The sequence below is a fragment of the Cupriavidus sp. GW821-FHT02F09 genome (assembly GCF_059421605.1).
In genome coordinates this window covers 34,028-53,495 of sequence record NZ_JBWKVH010000013.1, presented here as the reverse complement: position 1 = coordinate 53,495, position 19,468 = coordinate 34,028, and the positions used below count along the sequence as shown (strand labels likewise).

18 protein-coding genes and 1 tRNA gene are annotated in these 19,468 nt (G+C 67.8%); 11 read left to right on the top strand and 8 right to left on the bottom strand.

The features are described 5' to 3' along the window. Nucleotides 1-11: 11 nt before the first annotated feature. Both soxB and AC07XB_RS16725 read left to right on the top strand, forming a co-directional pair. Nucleotides 12-1,733: a thiosulfohydrolase SoxB gene (soxB, locus tag AC07XB_RS16730; protein WP_492811504.1), complete on the top strand. Its 1,722-nt coding sequence runs from the start codon at nt 12-14 to the stop codon at nt 1,731-1,733. A gap of 40 nt (nt 1,734-1,773) precedes the next feature. Then, nucleotides 1,774-1,849 (top strand) — tRNA-Ala (locus tag AC07XB_RS16725). 118 nt (nt 1,850-1,967) lie between these two features. Here AC07XB_RS16725 and AC07XB_RS16720 read toward each other — a convergent pair. Continuing rightward, nucleotides 1,968-2,345 carry a hypothetical protein gene (locus AC07XB_RS16720; RefSeq protein WP_492374171.1) on the bottom strand — a complete coding sequence of 126 codons (378 nt, stop codon included), beginning with the start codon at nt 2,343-2,345 and terminating at the stop codon, nt 1,968-1,970. 656 nt (nt 2,346-3,001) lie between these two features. Further along, the gene (locus tag AC07XB_RS16715; RefSeq protein WP_492374172.1) at nt 3,002-3,742 is read right to left on the bottom strand and encodes a DNA-3-methyladenine glycosylase I; all 741 of its coding nucleotides are present in this window, start codon (nt 3,740-3,742) and stop codon (nt 3,002-3,004) included. Between the two features lie 123 nt (nt 3,743-3,865). On the opposite strand from AC07XB_RS16715, the gene AC07XB_RS16710 reads away from it, so the two are divergent. From AC07XB_RS16710 to AC07XB_RS16700, 3 genes are all read left to right on the top strand, one after another. After that, nucleotides 3,866-4,219: a hypothetical protein gene (locus AC07XB_RS16710; protein ID WP_043350474.1), complete on the top strand. Its 354-nt coding sequence runs from the start codon at nt 3,866-3,868 to the stop codon at nt 4,217-4,219. Between the two features lie 181 nt (nt 4,220-4,400). After that, nucleotides 4,401-7,247, top strand: a complete 2,847-nt coding sequence (locus tag AC07XB_RS16705; protein WP_492828706.1) for a DUF2339 domain-containing protein — start codon at nt 4,401-4,403, stop codon at nt 7,245-7,247. After that, the gene (locus AC07XB_RS16700; protein ID WP_492828708.1) at nt 7,247-8,611 is read left to right on the top strand and encodes a DUF3999 domain-containing protein; all 1,365 of its coding nucleotides are present in this window, start codon (nt 7,247-7,249) and stop codon (nt 8,609-8,611) included. Before AC07XB_RS16705 ends, AC07XB_RS16700 begins: the two co-directional genes overlap by 1 nt. A gap of 63 nt (nt 8,612-8,674) precedes the next feature. On the opposite strand, the gene AC07XB_RS16695 is transcribed toward AC07XB_RS16700, so the two are convergent. Together AC07XB_RS16695 and AC07XB_RS16690 are read right to left on the bottom strand one after the other, a co-directional pair. Continuing rightward, nucleotides 8,675-9,991 (bottom strand): MFS transporter, encoded by a 1,317-nt coding sequence (locus AC07XB_RS16695; protein WP_416049893.1) that lies wholly within the window; start codon nt 9,989-9,991, stop codon nt 8,675-8,677. A gap of 219 nt (nt 9,992-10,210) precedes the next feature. Further along, nucleotides 10,211-10,456, bottom strand: a complete 246-nt coding sequence (locus AC07XB_RS16690) for a hypothetical protein (RefSeq protein WP_416049892.1) — start codon at nt 10,454-10,456, stop codon at nt 10,211-10,213. Nucleotides 10,457-10,875: 419 nt separating this feature from the next. Here AC07XB_RS16690 and AC07XB_RS16685 point away from each other — a divergent pair, with 419 nt between their 5' ends. After that, the gene (locus AC07XB_RS16685; protein ID WP_492374176.1) at nt 10,876-11,769 is read left to right on the top strand and encodes a DODA-type extradiol aromatic ring-opening family dioxygenase; all 894 of its coding nucleotides are present in this window, start codon (nt 10,876-10,878) and stop codon (nt 11,767-11,769) included. Between the two features lie 13 nt (nt 11,770-11,782). On the opposite strand, the gene AC07XB_RS16680 is transcribed toward AC07XB_RS16685, so the two are convergent. From AC07XB_RS16680 to AC07XB_RS16665, 4 genes are all read right to left on the bottom strand, one after another. Next, nucleotides 11,783-12,904 (bottom strand): MFS transporter, encoded by a 1,122-nt coding sequence (locus AC07XB_RS16680; protein WP_492374179.1) that lies wholly within the window; start codon nt 12,902-12,904, stop codon nt 11,783-11,785. A gap of 250 nt (nt 12,905-13,154) precedes the next feature. Continuing rightward, the gene (locus AC07XB_RS16675; RefSeq protein ID WP_492828710.1) at nt 13,155-14,408 is read right to left on the bottom strand and encodes an MFS transporter; all 1,254 of its coding nucleotides are present in this window, start codon (nt 14,406-14,408) and stop codon (nt 13,155-13,157) included. 141 nt (nt 14,409-14,549) lie between these two features. Then, on the bottom strand, nt 14,550-14,963 hold the full coding sequence (locus AC07XB_RS16670; RefSeq protein ID WP_492828712.1) for a VOC family protein: 414 nt from the start codon (nt 14,961-14,963) through the stop codon (nt 14,550-14,552). Nucleotides 14,964-14,990: 27 nt separating this feature from the next. Continuing rightward, nucleotides 14,991-15,410, bottom strand: coding sequence for a GNAT family acetyltransferase (locus AC07XB_RS16665; RefSeq protein WP_492375243.1), 420 nt, complete (start codon nt 15,408-15,410; stop codon nt 14,991-14,993). A gap of 150 nt (nt 15,411-15,560) precedes the next feature. On the opposite strand from AC07XB_RS16665, the gene AC07XB_RS16660 reads away from it, so the two are divergent. The 5 genes from AC07XB_RS16660 (at nt 15,561) to AC07XB_RS16640 (ending at nt 19,434) form a co-directional block, all read left to right on the top strand. Next, nucleotides 15,561-16,175 carry an HD domain-containing protein gene (locus AC07XB_RS16660; protein ID WP_492375242.1) on the top strand — a complete coding sequence of 205 codons (615 nt, stop codon included), beginning with the start codon at nt 15,561-15,563 and terminating at the stop codon, nt 16,173-16,175. Nucleotides 16,176-16,253: 78 nt separating this feature from the next. Continuing rightward, a complete protein-coding gene (locus AC07XB_RS16655) occupies nt 16,254-16,802 on the top strand; it encodes a GbsR/MarR family transcriptional regulator (protein WP_492828714.1) in 549 nt (182 codons plus the stop codon). A 93-nt stretch (nt 16,803-16,895) separates the two neighbouring features. After that, nucleotides 16,896-18,407 (top strand): TIGR01777 family oxidoreductase, encoded by a 1,512-nt coding sequence (locus AC07XB_RS16650; protein ID WP_492828716.1) that lies wholly within the window; start codon nt 16,896-16,898, stop codon nt 18,405-18,407. Continuing rightward, nucleotides 18,404-19,003, top strand: coding sequence for a DUF4166 domain-containing protein (locus tag AC07XB_RS16645; protein WP_492828718.1), 600 nt, complete (start codon nt 18,404-18,406; stop codon nt 19,001-19,003). Before AC07XB_RS16650 ends, AC07XB_RS16645 begins: the two co-directional genes overlap by 4 nt. Next, nucleotides 19,000-19,434: a hypothetical protein gene (locus AC07XB_RS16640; protein WP_492811523.1), complete on the top strand. Its 435-nt coding sequence runs from the start codon at nt 19,000-19,002 to the stop codon at nt 19,432-19,434. The genes AC07XB_RS16645 and AC07XB_RS16640 overlap by 4 nt, the downstream gene beginning before the upstream one ends. The last annotated feature ends 34 nt before the right edge of the window (nt 19,435-19,468 follow it).

Sequence of the window (19,468 nt, the reverse complement as noted above, 5' to 3'; positions counted from 1 at the left end):
AGGACGAGACAATGAACCGACGCGAGTTCCTGCAGGTGCTGGCTATCGCCGGCGCCGGCGGCATGACCTTTCCCGCCACCGACGCACAAGCCGCGCAGGCCGCCGGCAAGCTCTATGACGTGCCGCGCTTCGGCAATGTGCACCTGCTGCATTTCACCGATTGCCACGCACAACTGCGCCCGCTGCATTTCCGCGAGCCCAACGTCAACCTCGGCGTGGGCGACTACGCGGGCAAGCCGCCGCACCTCGTCGGGCAGGCCTTCCTGCGCCACTACGGCATCGCCCCCGGCAGCGCGCAGGCCCACGCCTTCACCTATCTCGATTTCACCGAAGCCGCGCGCCGCTACGGCAAGGTTGGCGGCTTCGCCCACCTCGCCACGCTGGTCAAGCAGCTCAAGGCCGGGCGGCCCGGCGCGCTGCTGCTCGACGGCGGCGACACCTGGCAGGGTTCCGCCACCGCACTGTGGACGCGCGGGCAAGACATGGTCGACGCCGCGCTGGCGCTGGGCGTGGACGTGATGACCCCGCACTGGGAGATGACGCTCGGCGCCGAGCGCGTCACCGAGATCGTTGAGCGCGACTTCAAGGGCAAGGTCGCCTTCCTGGCGCAGAACATCAAGACCAACGATTTCGGCGATCCCGTCTTCGACCCCTACGTGATCCGCGAGATGAACGGCGTGCCGGTGGCCATCATTGGCCAGGCGTTCCCCTACACACCGATCGCCAACCCGCGCTACTTCACGCCAGACTGGACCTTTGGCATCCAGGAAGAAAACCTGCAGCAGGTCATCGACCAGGCGCGCGGCAAGGGCGCGCAGGTGGTCGTGCTGCTGTCGCACAACGGCATGGACGTGGACCTCAAGCTCGCCTCGCGCGTGCGCGGGCTCGACGCTATCCTCGGCGGCCACACGCACGACGGCATGCCGGCGCCGGTGCCAGTCAGCAACGCCGGGGGCACCACGCTGGTGACCAACGCCGGCTCCAACGGCAAGTTCCTCGGCGTGCTCGACTTCGACGTCAAGGGCGGCAAGGTCAGCGGCTTGCGCTACCGCCTGCTGCCGGTCTTCGCCAACTATCTCGCAGCCGATCCCGCCATGGACGCGCTCATCGCCAAGGTGCGCGCGCCGTATGAGAAGCAACTCGGCGAAGTGCTGGCGCGCAACAGCGGCCTGCTATATCGACGCGGCAACTTCAACGGCACGTTCGACCAGTTGATCCTGGACGGCCTGATGGACGTGCAGGGCGCCGAGATCGCCTTCTCGCCGGGCTTTCGCTGGGGCACCACGCTGCTGCCCGGGCAGGCCATCACCATGGAACACCTGATGGACCAGACCGCCATCACGTATCCCCACACCACCGTCACCGCGATGAGCGGCGAGACCATCAAGACCATCCTCGAAGACGTGGCCGACAACCTGTTCAACCCCGATCCCTACTACCAGCAAGGCGGCGACATGGTGCGCGTGGGTGGCCTGCAATACACCATCGACCCCACCGCGTCGATGGGAAAACGCATCACCGAGATGCGCCTCAAGGGCCAGCCCATCGACGCCGCCAAGACCTACAAGGTAGCCGGCTGGGCACCCGTCTCGGAGGACGCCCGCCAGAGCGGCAGCCCGCCGATCTGGGACCTGATGGCCCAGTGGCTGCGCGCCTCCGGCGAGGTCACCGCCCGCCCGTTGAACCTGCCCACGGTGCGCGGCATGACCGGCAACGCAGGCATGGCAACGTGATTGAACAGCCGCGAAAAACTGAGCTACAATCGTTCGTCACGGGCCGATAGCTCAGCTGGGAGAGCGCTGCGTTCGCAATGCAGAGGTCGGGAGTTCGATCCTCCTTCGGTCCACCAGGATTCGCAGTACAAGACAACGCACTACGTTTAACGACGTAGTGCGTTTTTTGTTTTGGGGGTACGGCATTCCCTGATGCGCCCGCAGGGCACACGTCGTTCTCACGGCTCACCGCGGTTACTCGCGGCGCGTCTTTTGCGAAACCGGGACCACCGACGGATTTGCGGCCGTGGGTGCCGGTGCGGACGGCGCCGGGGACGGCCTGATCTGCGGGCTAGGCGAATGCGGCAACCGCACGGGTGCGATGCCCTCGGATCCCAGCAGCGCCTGGCCGTTGTCATAGCCGGTGGAGACGGCTTCGAGGTAACCCTGCGCAAACGTCTGCTCGGGCGTGACCAATGACTGGGCTGGTGCGGGGGGCTGGGCATAGGCGATGCTGTTCGCGCATAGCGCGAGCACGCGCATCAACAGGACACCTCGGCGCAGCGTTCGCATCCCTGCCTGCATGCGCGAGCAGGGCAGGCTCTCTCGTGGTGCATTGCGGTTGATCTTCATGACGGTTCTCCAAAGGAGCGATGGCTCCGGGTGGGACGGTGGGAACGTGGAAGGAAACGAGCATCGGCGCCGCGCTCTGAACCCTTAACCGCATGGACCATGCCATCCGCCTGGCGGCGCCAATAGCGCAGGCGTCGCCACTTTTCCGGGTAAACCTGTTGGAGAACGACAGACACGCAGGCTGGCCGCGGTTGGGCAGGACACAACATGCGATCGATGAAAGCGAGAGGCGACTATCCCGGCCGGGCTGTGGATAACCTGGCAAAACCCTGGGGATAAGCGGGCAGGAAAGCTGTGCCCGGGCTGGGGGTGGGTTGTGGGGTGTATACGAACAACTTCGAGGCGATTTTCTCTCGCCACGTATACGTCCAGTAGATATCCCGCGAGATCAGGGTATTCCCTAGGGTTTATCCTATTCGCAAGTCATTGAGCAGAAAGGGAAAAACCGGCTTATCCACGGGAAAACGGGCCGTTTACCTACTACTACTATATTGGTATACGTAAACAATAAAGAAAAACATAGGGCAACCATTGCGCCGGGCGTATACGCTGCCCGCCTTTGTTGCAGCGCTTCGCACGTATACCTGCACGGGCATCCTCGCCAGCAGGTATACGTGCCGCCGTCGCGTGCTACCGTCGCCTGCCCGACGTTTACCTCACCTTCGCGGCACCTTGAACGCTTGCCTTGCGCGCAAGGCCTCCTCTCGCGTCGCACAGCCTTCCCGGTGATCGTTGACCAGGCCCATCGCCTGCATCAGCGCGTACATCGTGGTGGGGCCGACAAAGCGCCAGCCGCGTTTTTTCAGGTCCTTGGACAGCGCGGTGGATTCCGGCGAGATGGCCATGGTGCGCAGCACTTCCGGCGTCAGCAGCTTGGGGCGGCTGGCCGGATCGGGCTCGAAGCGCCAGAAGTACGCGGCCAGCGACGGCTCTGTCTCCAGCAGTTCCAGGGCGCGCTGCGCGTTGTTGATCGCCGCCTCGATCTTGCCGCGGTGCCGCACGATGCCGGCGTCGCCCAGCAGCCGCTGGATATCGCGTTCGCCGAAACGGGCCACCTTTTCAATCTCGAAGTTGGCGAAGGCGCGGCGAAACGCCTCGCGCTTGCGCAGGATGGTGAGCCAGCTCAGGCCGGCCTGGAAACCTTCCAGGCATAGCTTCTCGAACAGGCGCCGGTCGTCGTCAACGGGAAAGCCCCATTCGTTATCGTGGTAGTGGCAGTAGTCTTCCAGCGTGCCGCACCAGCTGCAGCGCTGGCGCTCCGTGTCCGCCACGGTGTTAGTAGCCGGTAGCGCCGCTTTCTTCGCTGCTTTCGGTGCCACGTTCTTCGGCACCGTCGTCGGCACCTTCTTCGGCCCCTTCGTTGCCACCTTTTTTGTTACGTTGCTATCTGCTGCCATGGGTGCGGTCTCCTTCGATCTGTCATCTTAAAGCGACTCGCGCGGCATGTCGCGCCCACGCGGCCTCGGGGCGCATTTGCTACGATGCCGCCCGTAAAGGACGAATTGATTAAGAGGACTGACATGGAAAAACGACTGGCGACCATCGAAGAAGACGGCTGGCAGCTCGACGACGGCGAGGTCATCGGCGAGGCGCACCCCGAGACGTTCTGGGTGCCGGCACTGGCGGAGCGCCAGGCCCTGCAGGCCGGCCAGCTGGTGAAGCTGATCTTTCGCATCGTCACTGCTGACGAGCAGGACCGCGAGGAGCAGCACGTGGAACGCATGTGGGTGGTCGTGACCGGCCGTGAGGGCGATCTCTACAGTGGCGAGCTGGACAACCAGCCTTATTGCACAGAGGAAATGGCGCCCGGCATGCCGCTCTGGTTCGAGGCGCGGCATGTGATCAATATCCATAAAGAGGGCGAAGAAGAATAACCCGCCCCGGTTAAGCGCCCAGCCGGCGCATATCGACTGGAATCGCCCGGAATCGCCTGGAAATGTCGGTCTGGCGTTACACTGGACATGCATGATGCAGGCGGTGATGGGTGCCGGCAAACGCAGTATCCGCACCAACGGCCGCCGCCTTCCCCAACCTTCTTAGGCGAAACCTCATCTGATGCGCTGGATATTCGGGGTGATTGGCTTGGTGCTCGGCATGGTGGCGGCCGGGTTTGGCGGTGCGCTGACGGGCGCGGTCCTGGGCTTCGGTTTTGGCTGGATGGTCAGCGACCGGCCCACCCGGCCTCCTGGTGAGGGCGAAGCGCAGGGCGCGGCGGCGGCTCCGCTCGAAGCCCGCGTGCTGCGGCTCGAGCAGGAGCTGTCCACGCTCAAGCGCGAGCTGGCGAGCCTGCGCGGCGAGAGCATGGGCACCCCATCGGCCACATCGACCCTTGGCGCAGCGCCGGGTACGGTTGCCGCCAGCGATGTCCCGTCCTTCGAGCCGGCTGCCAGCGTCGCCGTGCCAGTGCCGTCCATCCCGGCGGCGATCCCGATCCCGGTTGAGGCGGCACCCGTGCCGAACTCCACGCCAGCTCCGCCGCTGGCACCCGCTCCCGCACCTGTAAGCGCGCGCCACATTGAACCACCGCTTTCGTCCACGCTCGGGCCGGGCGAACCCGATTTCGTCGAGCGCGCGATATCCGCCGCGCGCGGCTGGCTGCTTGGCGGCAACAGCGTGGTGCGGGTGGGCATCCTGATCCTGTTCTTCGGCGTGGCGTTCCTGCTCAAGTACGCCTCCGACAACGCCATGCTGCCGGTCGAGTTCCGGCTGGCTGGCGTGGCGGCCGGCGCGGTGCTGCTGCTGCTGGCGGGCTGGCGCCTGCGCGAGCGGCGCGCCGCCTATGCGCTGGTGTTGCAGGGCGGTGGCGTGGGCGTGCTGTATCTCACCGTCTTCGCCGCCACCAAGCTCTATGGCCTGCTGCCGGCCGCGGCCGCGTTCGCGCTGATGGTGGTCATCTGCGCGCTCGCCGGCGGCCTCGCGGTGCTGCAGAACGCCCCGGCGCTGGCGTTCACCGGCAGCGCCGGCGGCTTCCTTGCCCCGGTGCTGATCGCAACGGGCGGCGGCAGCCATGTGATGCTGTTCAGCTACTACGCGCTGCTCAATGCCGGCGTCTTTGCCATTGCCTGGTTCCGGGCCTGGCGCCAGCTCAACCTGCTCGGCTTTGCGTTTACCTTTGGCATCGGCACGGCCTGGGGCGCGCTGAACTACCGGCCCGAACTGCTCGCCACCACGGAGCCCTTCCTGATCCTGTTTTTCCTGATGTATACGGGCATCGCGCTGCGCTATGCGCTGCGCCGGCGGGTCAGCCTGAAGGACTACGTGGATGGTACGCTGGTGTTCGGCACGCCGCTGCTGGCCATGGGGCTGCAGGCCGCGCTGGTGCGCAATATTCCTTTTGCCATGGCATGGAGCGCGGTGGCGCTCGCGGCGTTCTATCTCGGCCTGGCGGCGTGGCTGGCGGCGCGCCGCGATCGCCTGGGGCTGCTGTTTGAAGCCGTGCTGGCGCTGGGCGTCATCTTTGCGTCGCTGGCGGTGCCGCTGGCGTTCGACGGGCGCACCACAAGCGCTGTATGGGCCGTGGAAGGCGCTGCCGTGGTGTGGGTGGGGGTGCGCCAGCAGCGGCGCCTTGCGCTGGCCAGCGGGCTGCTGCTGCAGCTGGCGGCCGGCGCGGCGTTTGCCGCGGGCAGCTTGTTCGAGGCCACGCAACTGGCGTGGCCGGTGCTGAACAGCCGCTACGTGGGCACGCTGCTGCTGGCGGTGGCCGGTGTTTTCAGCGGCTGGCGCCTGCACGGGCAGCCCGAGGCGCGTGCCTGGTCCGCGCCATGCGCGCCGCTCGGCCTGGGGGCGGCGTTGTGGGGACTGCTGTGGTGGCTGGGCGGCGGCGTGATCGAAATCCAGCACTGGTATGGCGTGCGGGGCTGGCAAGTGCGCGCGCTGCTCGACATGCTGGCGATGTTCATGGTGCTGAGCGCGTGGTTGGCGCACCTGGCGCGGCGCGTCCTGGCGTGGCCGCTGGCCAGCGTGCCGGCGCAGGGCATGGCGCCGCTGCTGGCGGTCCTTGCCGTGCTTAGCTGCATCGTGCCGTCGGCGTCGCCCTTGCTCGGCTTTGGCGCGCTCGCCTGGCTGATCGTGTTTGGCGCCGCCTGGCTGCTGCTGTGGCGGCAGCAGGACGATGAACGCGATGCCTTGCTGGCGCCCATGCATGCTCTGTTGTTCTGGACCGTGTGCGTGCTGCTGTCCACCGAAGCTTACTGGCGGCTGCGTGCCTATGTGCCGGAGGGCGCCTGGAGCTGGAGCGCCTGGGCCTATGGCTATGGCGGGCTGCTGGCGCTGCTCTCGGCCTGGGGCTGGCGCCTGCGTTGGCCGGTGGGGCGTTTCCAGCGTGCTTACCTGTTGTATGGCGCGCTGCCGCTGGTGGCGTTGCTGTGGCTGTGGAGCATTGCCAGCGTGTCCAGCGACGGCGACGCCGCGCCGCTTTCCTACCTGCCGCTGCTCAACCCGCTCGATGTTGCCCAGCTGCTTGCCATGCTGGCGGTGGCGCTGTGGCAGCACCGGCTTGCCGCCGCGGGCCTGGCCACGCGGCCGCGCGTGCTCGGGTACGCCGCGATCGCCACGGTGTTGCTGTGGCTAAACGCCGTGCTCCTGCGCACCCTGCACCACTGGGCCGGCGTGCCCTACACGCTGGAGGGCCTGGGCGGCTCCACGCTGGTACAGGCGTCGCTGTCGATGTTCTGGACCGTGCTGGCGCTGATCACCATGGTGGCAGCCACCCGCCGCGGCGCGCGCGCGCTGTGGTTCGTGGGGGGCGCGTTGCTGGGGGTGACGGTGGTCAAGCTGTTCCTGTTCGACCTGTCCTTCGTCAAGGGCATCGAGCGGATCATCTCGTTTATCGGCGTGGGCGTGCTGCTGCTGTTGATCGGCTACTTCTCGCCCCTGCCGCCAAAGCAAGAGGAGGCGACGTGATGGCGGCTTTCCGAACCGCGGCCGGGCGGGCGCTGCCGATGCTGATGGCCGCGCTGTTGCCATCGCTGCTGTCATCGCTATTGCTGCCGCTGCCCGCGCGGGCTGAGCGGTTCGCGCTGGCGACCGAACGCGACGCAGCGTACTACGCCGTGACCCTGGACGCCGATGTCTACACCCATAGCGCGCGCCCCGGGCTGGCTGACCTGCGCGTGCGCAACGGCACAGGCGAATTGCTGCCTTACGCGCTGGATCTGCCGCCCGAGCCGGCGGCCGAGGTACGCTCGCTGCGCGATGTGCCGTGGTTCGCGCTGCCGGCCGCGCAGTCGCGGCAGTCCGCGCCCCTGGGCGTGGTGATCGGGACCGACGGCGCGCTGCGCGCCGCCACCGCCCCGCCCGCAGCCGGCACTGCCGGGGCATGGCTGCTCGACCTGAGCCAGTTGCGCGACGACGCCGGCGCGGTGGTGATCGGCCTGCCGGATGGCGATTACCAGGGCAGGGTGGACGTTGCCAGCAGCGACGACCTGCAGCACTGGCAAGCCGCGGGCGGCGCGCAGCTGCTGCGGCTGAGCCGCGAGGGCAGCACGCTGAGCCAGGACCGCATTGCGTTGGGGCGCCTGCGGGCGCGTTACCTGCGGCTGCAGTGGCAGGGCGCGCCGCCCGTGCCGGCGCGCGTGCAGGTGGAGACCGTGGCGGCCAGCCTGCCCTCGCCGCTGGCGCTGCAATGGCGCGACGGCATCGTCGCCACGCAGGCCCAGCCTGGGGGCGATTACCTGTTCGACAGCGGCGGACGCTTCCCGGCCGAGCGCGTGCGCATTCGCCTGCCGCAGACCAACACGGTGGTGCAAGCCACGCTGTGGTCGCGGCCCGATGCGCAGGCATCCTGGCGCATGGTCAGCAGCGCACAGCTCTACCGTCTTTCCGGCGCGGCGGGCACCGAGCAGGAAAGCGCCCAGCTGGCGATCGGGCGCAACACGGATCGCCTGTGGCGCCTGAGCGTGGATGCCCGCGCTGGTGGGCTTGGCGCCGGCATGCCGGTGCTGGCGCTTGGCTGGCGCCCTGCCGTGGTGACCTTTGTCGCGCGCGGCGTGCGGCCGTTCTCGCTAGCGGTTGGGGAGCCGGCGGGCGCGGTGCAAGAACCCGGGGCGGTCGCGCGGGCCGAGTTGCTCGCCGGGCCGGCACCGGTGATCGCCGACGCCCGGATTGCAGGCATGACGGCTTCGCCGCCGGCGGCCGTGCCTTCGGACACCCAGCGCAGCCGGCGCTTCATCCTGTGGGGTGCGCTGCTGCTGGCGGTCGGCGTGCTGGGCTTGATGGCCTGGCGGCTGCTGCGGGTGCTGGGCGCGGCGCAGGCGCCGCCGGACTGAGCGCAAAGAAAAAGGCCAACCTTGCGGCTGGCCTTTTTCATTTCAAAGCGACGTCCGGCGGTACTACTGCAGGGGCTTGCCGGTACGGTCGTGCATGAACAGCAGCGCGACAAAGCTGATCGCGGCCGCGGCAATCACGTAGTAGGCCGGCGCCAGCTTGCTGCCGCTCGATGCGATCAGCCAGGTCACGATCAGCGGGGCAAAGCCGCCGAAGATGGTCACGGCGAAGTTGTAGGCCAGCGACAGGCCGGTGGAGCGGACCTCGGTGGGGAACTGCTCGGCCAGCACGGCCGGTGCCGGGCCGGTGAAGGCCGCCAGCAGGATGCCCAGGATCACCTGGACCATCAGCAGCGTCTGGGTGGTCGGCGAGACGTTGAGCCAGTGGAACAGCGGATAGGCCAGCACGCCGATGATCAGCGCCACGGTGCCCAGCATGCGCTTGCGGCCCACGCGGTCGGACAGCATGCCCATCAGCGGGCACAGCACCAGGATGATGGCGCCGCACAGTGCGGTCGACTGGAAGGTGGCGCCCAGCGGCAGGCCGAGCTGCTGCTTCGCGTACGACGGCATGTAGAACACCAGCACATAGGTGCAGACCGTCCACAGGATGGTCACGCCCAGGCCGGCCAGCACTTCGCGCGGATGGTCGCGCAGCACCTGCGTGAGCGGCGAGAACTTGACCTTGCTGGCAGCGCGCTCGGCGCGGCGGGCCTCAAAGGCGGGCGGCTCTTCCAGGTGCGAGCGGATATACATCCCGACCGGGCCGATCAGCAGGCCGAACAGGAACGGGATACGCCAGCCCCAGGCATCGATCTGCTCCGGCTCCAGGCCGTTGATCACCAGCGCGCCCATGGCAGCGCCCAGCATGAAGGAAATGCCCTGGCTGGCCTGCTGCCAGCTCGCGTAGGCGCCGCGCTCCTCGTCAGGGGCGTGCTCGATCAGGAAGGCGGTGGCGCCGCCAACCTCGCCGCCGGCCGAGAAGCCCTGGATCAGCCGGGCCACCACGATCAGCGCCGGTGCCCACAGGCCGATCGACGAATAAGTGGGCGCCAGGCCGATGATGGCGGTGCCGAGCGCCATCATCAGGATGGTCAGGGTCAGCGCTGCCTTGCGGCCGACGCGGTCGGCGTAGACGCCGAGCACGATGGCGCCGACCGGGCGCATGAAAAAGCCCACGCCGAAGGTGGCGACGGTCAGCAGGAAAGACGTGAGGTCATTGCCGGTGGGGAAGAACAGCTTGGCAATGATCAGCGCAAAGAAGCTGTAGACGGTGAAGTCGAACCACTCCAGGCCGTTGCCGATGGTGGCGGCGAGGATGGCCTTTCGTCGTTGGGCTTTGGATATTTCGTGGACTTGAGGTATTGCAGCGTTGGCTTGCATGTGGCGTTTGATGCGGTGAGAAATCGACGGGAGGCCTGCCCCGAAACTGGACATGCACTCGGAAAGGCAGAATAGTAAGCGATTCTTTAATTAGCCAGCAGGATGGCAGCGTGTGGAGTCAGATCCGCATGGCCGGCTGCGCGGCCAGCGCCCCGTGGAATGTTCCACGTGAAGCAAGCATGCGCGTGCCCGGCGTCCAGGGCGCGCGACGGCCGGGATTCAGGGCTGGCTGGCGTGATGCTGGCGCGCGCTGCGGGCGTCGGGCGCCTCGCCCGGGCCGGCTTCTTGTTGCGGCTCCGGCGTATCCGGGCGCTGGCGCGTGAGCCAGAGCCAGAGGGCGCTGCCGACCCACCCGGCCACGAAGACGGAATCGCCCACATGGTTGAGCAGCGCAGGGGCGCCAGGCGCGTTGAATACATCGACCAGCAAGGGGGCGGGAAGGCGGGCGGCGATCCATAGGAGCACAGCCGGTCCGCTTGCATACACGCCTGGCTGCCACCAGTTTGCATGGGGCAGCAAGGGCCTGTGGGCTGTGCGCTTGACCACGTTGTTCTCCAACCTGACACGCTTCAGGGCGCGTCGTATCCAGTCATGCGGGGTTTGCCAGGGCCCGCGCGGACGACGCGTTGCGCCGCGCAAAGCTGGGCCGGACCCCGTGCTGGAATCATAAGCCGATTGCCCGCCGCGTGTCCGAATCTTTAAAGCGTTGTGTGGTGCACCCCACGCTCGCAGGGTGGGCCGGGTGCGCATGCGGTGGTGGGACGTGCGGTAGCGCCGCGTGAATTCAAGTTTTTTGATGGAGGTGTCCGCAAATAGCTGGCGCAGGGGCTGGGCAGTTTTGTCAAACTGAACACCGCTATCAAAAGGATTTGAAGGCCGCCATCATGCTTCCCGCCATCTACATCTCCCACGGTTCGCCCATGCTCGCCCTTGATCCGGGCCCGAGCGGCGCCGCCTTCGACGCCCTTGGCCAAGTGCTGAGGGCGCGCAAGCCGCGCGCCGTGCTGGTGATCTCGGCGCACTGGATCTACAGCACCCTGGTGGTCGGCACCCGCGAGCGGCAGGAGGCTTGGCACGACTTCGGCGGCTTTCCGCGCGCGCTATACGAACTGCGCTACGACGCCCCGGGCTCGCCGGCGCTGGCCGCTCGCGTCAAGGCGCTGGTCGAGGCCGCGCAGGTCCCCGGCGCCGCGGTAGTGCTGCAGGACGATGAGCGCCCGCTGGATCACGGCGCCTGGATGCCGATGCGGCATTTCTTCCCGGATGCCGACATCCCGGTGGTGCAACTGGCCCTGAACCCCTATCTCCCCCCCGCAGCCCAGATCGAGATCGGCCGGGCGCTGGCGCCGCTGCGCGACGAGGGCGTGCTGGTGCTGGGCTCGGGCAGCTTTACCCACAACCTGCAGGAAGTCTTCGGTGCCGGGGGCCGGCGCGAGCAGCACGGCTCGCCCGTCGAGCCCTATGTGGAGGCATTCCGCGGCTGGATGATCCAGGCGCTGGACGATGCGCTCGCCACCGGCGACACCACGCGCATCGCGGACTATCGCGCGCAGGCGCCGTATGCGCGCCGCGCCCATCCCGCCGACGAGCATTTGCTGCCATTCTTCGTGGCGCTGGGCGCTGCGCTGGGCCCGCACGAAGGCGTGCCCGCCGAGCAGGCGCCGGCCGGCGTAGCACGCGTGGCCGATGAGGTCACTTATGGCGTGCTGGCGATGGATACCTTCGTGTTCGAAGGGGCCGGCACGCACCATGCCCCGGCATGGAGCGAGGCTGCCTGAGCCTGCCTGGGCATCACGCCTTGCGGGCCAAAAGGTAAGGGCGCGCCAGGCGCGCGCCCGCCACGGCGATCCAGCCCATGGTGAGGGCAACCACGCCCAGGCCGTATCGCAGGCTGGTGACATGGGCCACGCCGCCAATCATCACCGGCCCCATCAGCAAGCCGATATAGGCAAAACGCGCCACGCGCGAGATGGCTTCGGCCGGCGTCACACCCGGCAGGCGCGAAGCCGCCACGAAGAAGATCGGCACCATGTTCGCCGCGCCCAGGCCCATCAGCGCGAAGCCGACCAGGGTCGCCGCCGGCGCGGGCCACAACAGCGCCAGCAAGATCCCCGCGAACGCCACCCAGGCGCTGGCGCCGAGCGTGCGCGCATCCGACCAGCGCGCGCGCAGGCGGTCGCCGCCAAAGCGGCCGCAGGCCATGCCACCGGAGAAAGCGGCATAGCCGGCGCTGATCCAGGCGTCCGGCGCCAGCGCCACCTCGCGCATGTAGACGCTGGACCAGTCATACATCGCACCCTCGCCAACCAGGCCCAGGAACGCCATCAGGCCCAGCAGCCAGAGCGCGCGCACCGCATGTGCGCGGTGATGCGCGGAAGGTGGCGGCACGGGATGGTCGTCCAGCAGCCAGGGTGCCACGCCCGCCGTGACCGCCGCGGTCAGCACCGCCATGCCGAGGGCGTGCGCCAGCGGCGGCACGCCCAGGCCCAGCAGCACGCCGCCAACCGCCGCGCCCGCCATGCCGCCCAGACTGAACATGCCGTGCAGCGCGGACATGATGGGCCGCGCGCGGCTGGCCTCCACGGTGGCGGCCTGCGCGTTCATGCCCACGTCGAAGGCCGCGTTGGCCATGCCGAAGGCGATCAGTGCCAGGATCAGCAAGGCAAACTCCGGCATGGCCAGGATGGCCACGGTAGCCACGGCGTAGACCAGCCCGCTGCGCCGGCAAGCGGCCGCGCTGCCCACGCGCCCCACCCAGCGTCCCACCGGCCCCATCGCCGCGATGGCGCCCCCGGCCACGGCCAGCATGGCCAGCGACAGCACCGCATCCGACAAGCCGAAGCGCGCCTTGATGGTCGGGATGTGCACGCCCCAGGTGGCAAAGGTGGCGCCGTTGACAAAAAACAGCGCCATGGTGGCGCGCGCGGCATGCTCCACTCGCCGCGCGCTGACTGGCGCGGCGGCGGGTGTTGCGCAGGAGGGGGAGGGCGGCTGGGTCAGGTTGGGGGAAGCGGAATCGGGCATATTGGCGGCGGGCACGGCCAACCGCGCCTGGCGGCGCGGGAGGTGCCCTGGCGGGCGCTGCAGGGTAATCGAGCCCTGCATCGTCGCACATCGGTGCGTCGGGCGCATGACCGGCGGCGTAGCCGGCCGGCGTGGCCGGCTACGCCGCCGCCGTGTGGCTGGCCGTGCGCAGCAGCCCGTGCCGGTGCAGGGCAAAGCCGAAAGCCGCCAGCGCCATCAGCGCCAGCGCCACCATCACCCACAGCATCAGCCAATAGCCGCCCGCGGCGCGCCACAGCAATGCGCCCAGCCAGGGCGCGGCGGCTTGCATCAGCAGCACCGGCGTCATCATCAGGCCGTTGAGCGTGGCGTAATGGTGGCGCGAGATCAGTTCCGGCATGGCCATGGCGCGCAGCATGGTGTTGATGCCGTTGGCGCAGCCGTACAGCACCGCCGCCAGCATCAGCCATTTGCCATAGCCGAGCGCAAAGCACAGCAGGCCCAGGCACATCACCAGATAGACCGGCAGCGACAGCCGCAGCGGGTGGCGCACGGGAAAACGCATCATCACCAGGCGGCCGACCACCTGCGCCGGGCCGATCAGCGCCGCCACCACCAGTTGCTCGCCCAGCGGCAAGCCCTTTTCGGTCAGCATCGGGATCAGGTGGGCACCCAGCAGCGAGGCAATCACCGCCAGCGCGGTGAAGGCCAGCACCACCGCCCAGAACACCGGCTGGCGCAGCGCGATCCCGGCGATGCCCGGTTGCGCGGCATCCGCCAGCGGGGCCGGCGCCGGCGCCGGCGCGGCCGCGTAGGTGGCATGTGCCGCGTAGCGCAGGCGGGCGTGCAAGGGCGCGCAGACGAAGAGGTTGAGCCCGGCGAAGCACAGCAGCGTCTCGCGCCAGCCCAGGTGCAGCACCAGCCATTGCGCCAGCGGCACGAAGATGGTGCTGGCAAAGCCCGCCATCAGCGTCACGGTGACGATGGACTTCTGGTAGCCATCGCCAAAGGCCTGGCGCAGCACGACGAAGGCGGGCTCGTACAGCGTGGTCGCCATGGCCAGCCCGATCGGTATCCACATCAGCAGGAAGGTCGCCTGGTTCGGGCTCCACGCCCACAGCAGCAGGCCGGTGCCGGCCAGCACGGAGCCCGTGCACATCACGGCGCGCGCCGGCACGCGGTCTAGCAGGCGGCCCACCGCGAACGAGCACATCGCCCAGACCAGCAGCCCGAGCGAATAGCCGCCGGCAAGGAAGGGCTTGGAGTAGCCCAGTGTCGCGCTCATCGGCCCGATGAACACGGTGAAGGCGAAATACAGCGTGCCCCAGGAAATCGTTTCGGTAATGCCAAGGGTCCAGACCAGCTGGCGTGGCGAGATGGCGCGTGGGCCGGGTGGGGCGTCTTGTCGTGTCATGGCGCGCCTGGACGCGGTATGTACCGCCGCGCAATGGCCGCCGTGAGGAGGGGGATGGCGCGCTGGGCGGCGAGGGGGGTGAGCGGGCATTGTAGCGGGCATCCAGGCGGAATGCCCACCTTGCGTCACATGGGCTAGCGGCTATTGCTTACCCGTGGGCGGCCCTTTGAGCTCCACCATATTGCCGTCCGGGTCGTGCACGTAGATCGACGGGCCTTTGCCTTCGGCGCCGAAGCGCATCTCCACGGGACCCGGTTCCACGCCGTGCGCACGCAAGTGGGTGCCGATCGTTTCGGCATCGAACGGATCGAGGCGCAGGCAGAAGTGGTCGAGGTTGCGGCCTTCCCTGCCCGGCCCAGCGCCGCCGGCACGGCCCAGCGGGCCGTCCAACGCTACCAGGTCGATCAGCCCGCCGCCCGCGCGTAACTGGATCAGGCCGAATTCCGCCTGCACACGTTCGACGCTGCAGCCAAGCACGTCCACATAGAAGCGCATGAGCGCCGTCACGTTGCCGGTACGCAGGACAAGGTGATCGATGCCGAGGATGCGGAACATGGCCAAAACTCCCTGCGCTCCCAGCGCTCAGATATCCGGAATCAGCCGCTTGCCCAGGCTCACCGCCTCGTCCTGCGCGTACCCGAGGCTGCGGTAGAAGTCGATGACCTTGCTGTTGCCAGTGCGCACCAGCAGGTTGATCTTGGGGCAGCCGCGCTCGATCAGCAACTGCTCGGCGTGCGCCATCAGGCGGCGGCCGTAGTCGCGGCGCTGGTGATCCGGGTGCACCGCCAGGTAGTAGACCCAGCCGCGATGGCCGTCAAAGCCGATCATGGCCGATGCCACCGGGCGGCCCTCCACTTCGCCCACCAGGAACAGCTCGGGCTGCTCGGTCAGCTTGCGGGCAATGTCCTTCTTCGGGTCGTTCCACGGCCGGGTCAGGCCGCAGGCTTGCCAGAGGTCGATGATGGCGGCTTCGTCGGCGGCCAGGTAAGGGCGGATCTGCATGCGGATTGATGCGCCGCGGCATGCGGCGGCAATGTTAAGTCCTTGACAGTGTAGCCGCCAAACCTGTGCCAGAATCGTTGCTCAATGTTTGTTCAATCGTTGTTCATCACAAGCAAAACAAGCAGGATCACCCTGCACGGAGACCCCACAATGAGCGAAACGACCACGCACGCCCGCGCCACCTTCAGCCACATGGAACAAGGCACGCGCGAGGACTGGGCGGCGATATCCGCCGAGTTCATGCCCTTTGCGCAGGCGCTGGCCGACCGCGTGCTCGATCACCTGCGGCTGCTCGAGGGCGACTGCGGCGGCTTTCCCATCGACCGCCTGACCCACTGCCTGCAGACCGCCACGCTGGCCCACCGCGACGGGCGCGACGAGGAGTACGTGGTATGCGCGCTGCTGCACGATATCGGCGACACACTCGGCAGCTTCAACCATCCCGACATCGCCGCCGCCATCCTCAAGCCCTTCGTCAGCCCGGAGAATCTGTGGATGGTGGAGAAGCACGGCGTGTTCCAGGGCTACTACTTCTTCCATCACCTGGGTCTGGACCGCAACCTGCGCGAGCAATTCCGCGACCAGCCCGCGCTGTTCGAGCGCACCGCGGAGTTCTGCGCCAAGTACGACGGCGCGGCCTTCATGCAGGACTACGACACGCTGCCGCTGTCCTTCTTCGAGCCGATGGTGCGGCGCGTGTTCGCGCGTCCGCGCAACTCGATGTACGTGAAGGAGAACGAGAGTACGCTGGCGCAGCCGGCCTGAACCTGGCCGCCATGGGTTGACTGCAGGAAGTTGAATTTCTGTCTTGACGGAAATTTCCGAACAGATAAACTGTCAGGCATGGAACTTCAACCGGTCGCACAACGCTTCGTCCTGCACTGGGGCGAAATGGGCTCTAAGTGGGGCGTCAATCGCACCGTCGCGCAGATTCACGCCCTGCTGTTCCTTGCCGAGCATCCGCTGCCGGCCGAGGAAATCGCCGACACGCTCAACGTCGCACGCTCCAACGTCAGCAACAGCCTCAAGGAGTTGCAGAACTGGAAGCTGATCCGCACCGTGCACATGATGGGCGACCGGCGCGATCACTTCGAGACCATCACCGATGTGTGGGACCTGTTCCGCACCGTGGTGCGCGAGCGCAAGCAGCGCGAGTTCGATCCCACCATCGATGCCTTGCACGAATGCGTGAGCAATCCCGCGTTCGCCAAGGAGAGCAAGGAAGTGCAAAAGCGCATCATCGCCACCTTGCAGCTGATGGAAACGCTGGGCAGCTGGGGCGACGAAATGCTGCGCCTCTCGCCCGATACCCTGGTCAAGGTGATGAAGCTCGGCGCGCGTATCCAGAAGCTGGTGCGTGGCGACCAGCGTGCCCGCGAAGCCGGCAAGTAGCACAGGCATGAAAAGCAGGCCACCGCGGTGGCCGCTTTTTTTGACCAGATATTTCTCTTAAGACAGAAATTAATGTAAATAAGGATGCTTGAGATGGACCCCACCAGCGGCACGCTCTACACCGTCATCCTCAACCTGCTGATCATGCAGGGATTGATGGGTGCCTTCGATACCGTCTGGCATCACGAACTGCGCTGCGCCTTGCCGCAGCAGCACAACGCCGCGCCGGAGCTGCGCCTGCACGCGATCCGGGCAGTGCTGTACGGCGTGCTGTTTGGCGGCCTGGCCTGGTTTGCCTGGGGCGGCGCCTGGCTGGTGCCGCTATGGGCCATCGTTGCCATCGAGATCCTGCTCACGCTGCGCGACTTCGTGGTGGAAGACCAGACCCGCAGCCTGCCGCCGAGCGAGCGGGTGACGCATACCGTGCTGGCCATCAACGGTGGCGTGATCTTTGGCCTGCTGGCCTGGCATTCGCAAGCCTGGTGGGAACTGCCATCGGGCCTGCACTTCCATCCACAAGGCTGCCAAAGCTGGGTGCTGAGCGTGTTCGCGCTCGGCGTGGCCGCCTCTGGCGTGCGCGATGCGTTCGCAAGCCGCTCGCTGGCGGCCCGCGCCGGTGTTACGCCGTCGTTCGATTTCACCGGCGCCGATCCCTCCCGGCGCGCGCAATCGTTCCTGCTGACCGGCGGCACCGGCTTTATCGGGCAGGCGCTGGTGCGCTCGCTGCTGGCCGATGGCCATCGCGTGACGATCTGGGCGCGCAACCCGCGCGTGGCTGCACAGTTGTTCGACGGCCGCGCCGCATGCGTCGGTTCGCTGGCGCAGATCGATCCGGCCGTGCGCTTCGATGTGGTGATCAACCTTGCCGGCGCGCCCATCCTCGGCCCGCGCTGGAGCGCCGCACGCAAGCGCAGCCTGGTGGAAAGCCGGGTGGGCACCACGCGCGCGCTGGCAGCGTGGCTGGCCGCCGCAGCGTACCGGCCGCGCCTGATGATCAATGGCTCGGCGGTGGGTTTCTACGGCATCCAGGGTGACGACGACCTGAGCCAGCGTACGGAGGCCAGCGCGCCGCAGGACATCTTTGCCTCGCAGTTGTGCCAGCAGTGGGAGGACGCGGCCCGCGCCGTGACGCCGCTGGGTATCCCGCTAGCCATCCTGCGCCTCGGCGTGGTCTATGGCCATCAAGGCGCGCTGCCCGCCATGCTGATGCCGGTGTGGCTCGGCTTTGGTGGCCCGATGGGCAGCGGCCGGCAAGCGCAGAGCTGGGTACATATCCACGACGTGCTCGGCGTGATCGCCTGGCTCTGCCGGGGCGACGCCGCGCAAGCCGCGCCGGCGGCTGTCGCCACCTATAACCTGGTTGCGCCGGATACCCCGAGCCAGGCCGGGTTTGTGCGCACGGCGGCTGCGTTGCTGCGCCGGCCCGCCTTCATGCCCACGCCCGCATGGCCGATGCGGCTGGCGTTGGGCGAGCAGGCCACGCTGCTGCTCGACGGGCTGCGCGTGGCGCCGGCGCGCCTGCAGCGGGAAGGCTATGCCTTCCGCTTCCCGACCCTGCAACTGGCGCTGGAGGACCTGCTCGGCAACGGGCGGGCACGTCGATGAACACGTTAGCCGCGCATGGCACGGACGCTGGCCCGCAAAGCCTGTACGGGACCATGCTGGGTGCCGCTCTTGCCAGCCTGCCGCCGGTGCTGCAGCGCGTGCATCGTGCCGAGGGCGTGCACCTGCGCGGCACGCTGCGCGTGCGCTGGAGCGCGCGGCGCTGGCTGCGCGCGCTGATGCGGCTGTCGGCGCTGCCCCGGCCCACGGCGGCGGCGCCGACCCTTGTGACCATCTCGCCGGAGCCAGCTGGCGAGCGCTGGCACCGCAGCATCGGCGGGCACATCGTGGCGAGCCGCATGCGGCTCGCGCGGGCCGGGCAGGTGACGGAACGCATGGGGCCGCTGGCAATCGTGCTGGCAACGCGTGTCGATGGCACCGGCCGGTTGTGGCAGGCCAGCCGCGGCGTCAGCCTGTTCGGCCTGACCGTGCCGTGGCTGCACGTGCTGGCCAGCGAACGCGCACGGGATGCGCACAGCTATCGCTGCGATGTGCGCATATGGGGGCCCCGCCTGGGCTACCTGCTGCGCTATGACGGCGTGCTGACCATCCGCGAACCTGAATCTGAACCCGAGACTTACCTGGAGAATATGGCATGAAGTCCAATCCAACCATCGGGCGCAATGCGTCCATCAGCCTGCCCCGCGTACCGGGGTGGATGCCTGCCGTACTGCGGCTGGCAGCCCTCTACAACCTGCTCTATGCGATTGCGCTGAGCCTGTGGCCGTCGCAGATCTTCGACTGGCTGGGCATGCCGGCCACGCCCGATGCCATGATCCGCTGCATTGGCATGATGGTGGGCGTCTACGCGCTGGGCTACTGGATCGCGGCGCAGGACATGCTGCGCTACTGGCCGCTGGTGGTGGTGGGACTGGTGGGCAAGACCCTGGGGCCGCTGGGCTTCTTGCATGGCGCGCTGACCGGTGTGTTCGCATGGCGCAGTGGCCTGTTCGTGCTGTGCAGCGACCTGATCTGGTGGGTGCCGTTCTGGGGGATGACGCTGTTCGCGTTGAAGCACCGGGACCGCTGATATCGCTGCGTCAGCAGTGTCTTTACCCCCTGCC

Coding starts and splice junctions, on each gene's coding strand:
- AC07XB_RS16645 (WP_492828718.1), top strand. CDS start 18,404: ATGAACACGTTAGCCGCGCATGGCACGGACGCTGGCCCGCAAAGCCTG.
- soxB (WP_492811504.1), top strand. CDS start 12: ATGAACCGACGCGAGTTCCTGCAGGTGCTGGCTATCGCCGGCGCCGGC.
- AC07XB_RS16670 (WP_492828712.1), bottom strand. CDS start 14,963: ATGTTCCGCATCCTCGGCATCGATCACCTTGTCCTGCGTACCGGCAAC.
- AC07XB_RS16640 (WP_492811523.1), top strand. CDS start 19,000: ATGAAGTCCAATCCAACCATCGGGCGCAATGCGTCCATCAGCCTGCCC.
- AC07XB_RS16715 (WP_492374172.1), bottom strand. CDS start 3,742: ATGGCAGCAGATAGCAACGTAACAAAAAAGGTGGCAACGAAGGGGCCG.
- AC07XB_RS16705 (WP_492828706.1), top strand. CDS start 4,401: ATGCGCTGGATATTCGGGGTGATTGGCTTGGTGCTCGGCATGGTGGCG.
- AC07XB_RS16675 (WP_492828710.1), bottom strand. CDS start 14,408: ATGACACGACAAGACGCCCCACCCGGCCCACGCGCCATCTCGCCACGC.
- AC07XB_RS16710 (WP_043350474.1), top strand. CDS start 3,866: ATGGAAAAACGACTGGCGACCATCGAAGAAGACGGCTGGCAGCTCGAC.
- AC07XB_RS16695 (WP_416049893.1), bottom strand. CDS start 9,991: ATGCAAGCCAACGCTGCAATACCTCAAGTCCACGAAATATCCAAAGCC.
- AC07XB_RS16665 (WP_492375243.1), bottom strand. CDS start 15,410: ATGCAGATCCGCCCTTACCTGGCCGCCGACGAAGCCGCCATCATCGAC.
- AC07XB_RS16720 (WP_492374171.1), bottom strand. CDS start 2,345: ATGAAGATCAACCGCAATGCACCACGAGAGAGCCTGCCCTGCTCGCGC.
- AC07XB_RS16655 (WP_492828714.1), top strand. CDS start 16,254: ATGGAACTTCAACCGGTCGCACAACGCTTCGTCCTGCACTGGGGCGAA.
- AC07XB_RS16660 (WP_492375242.1), top strand. CDS start 15,561: ATGAGCGAAACGACCACGCACGCCCGCGCCACCTTCAGCCACATGGAA.
- AC07XB_RS16685 (WP_492374176.1), top strand. CDS start 10,876: ATGCTTCCCGCCATCTACATCTCCCACGGTTCGCCCATGCTCGCCCTT.
- AC07XB_RS16680 (WP_492374179.1), bottom strand. CDS start 12,904: ATGGCGCTGTTTTTTGTCAACGGCGCCACCTTTGCCACCTGGGGCGTG.
- AC07XB_RS16650 (WP_492828716.1), top strand. CDS start 16,896: ATGGACCCCACCAGCGGCACGCTCTACACCGTCATCCTCAACCTGCTG.
- AC07XB_RS16700 (WP_492828708.1), top strand. CDS start 7,247: ATGGCGGCTTTCCGAACCGCGGCCGGGCGGGCGCTGCCGATGCTGATG.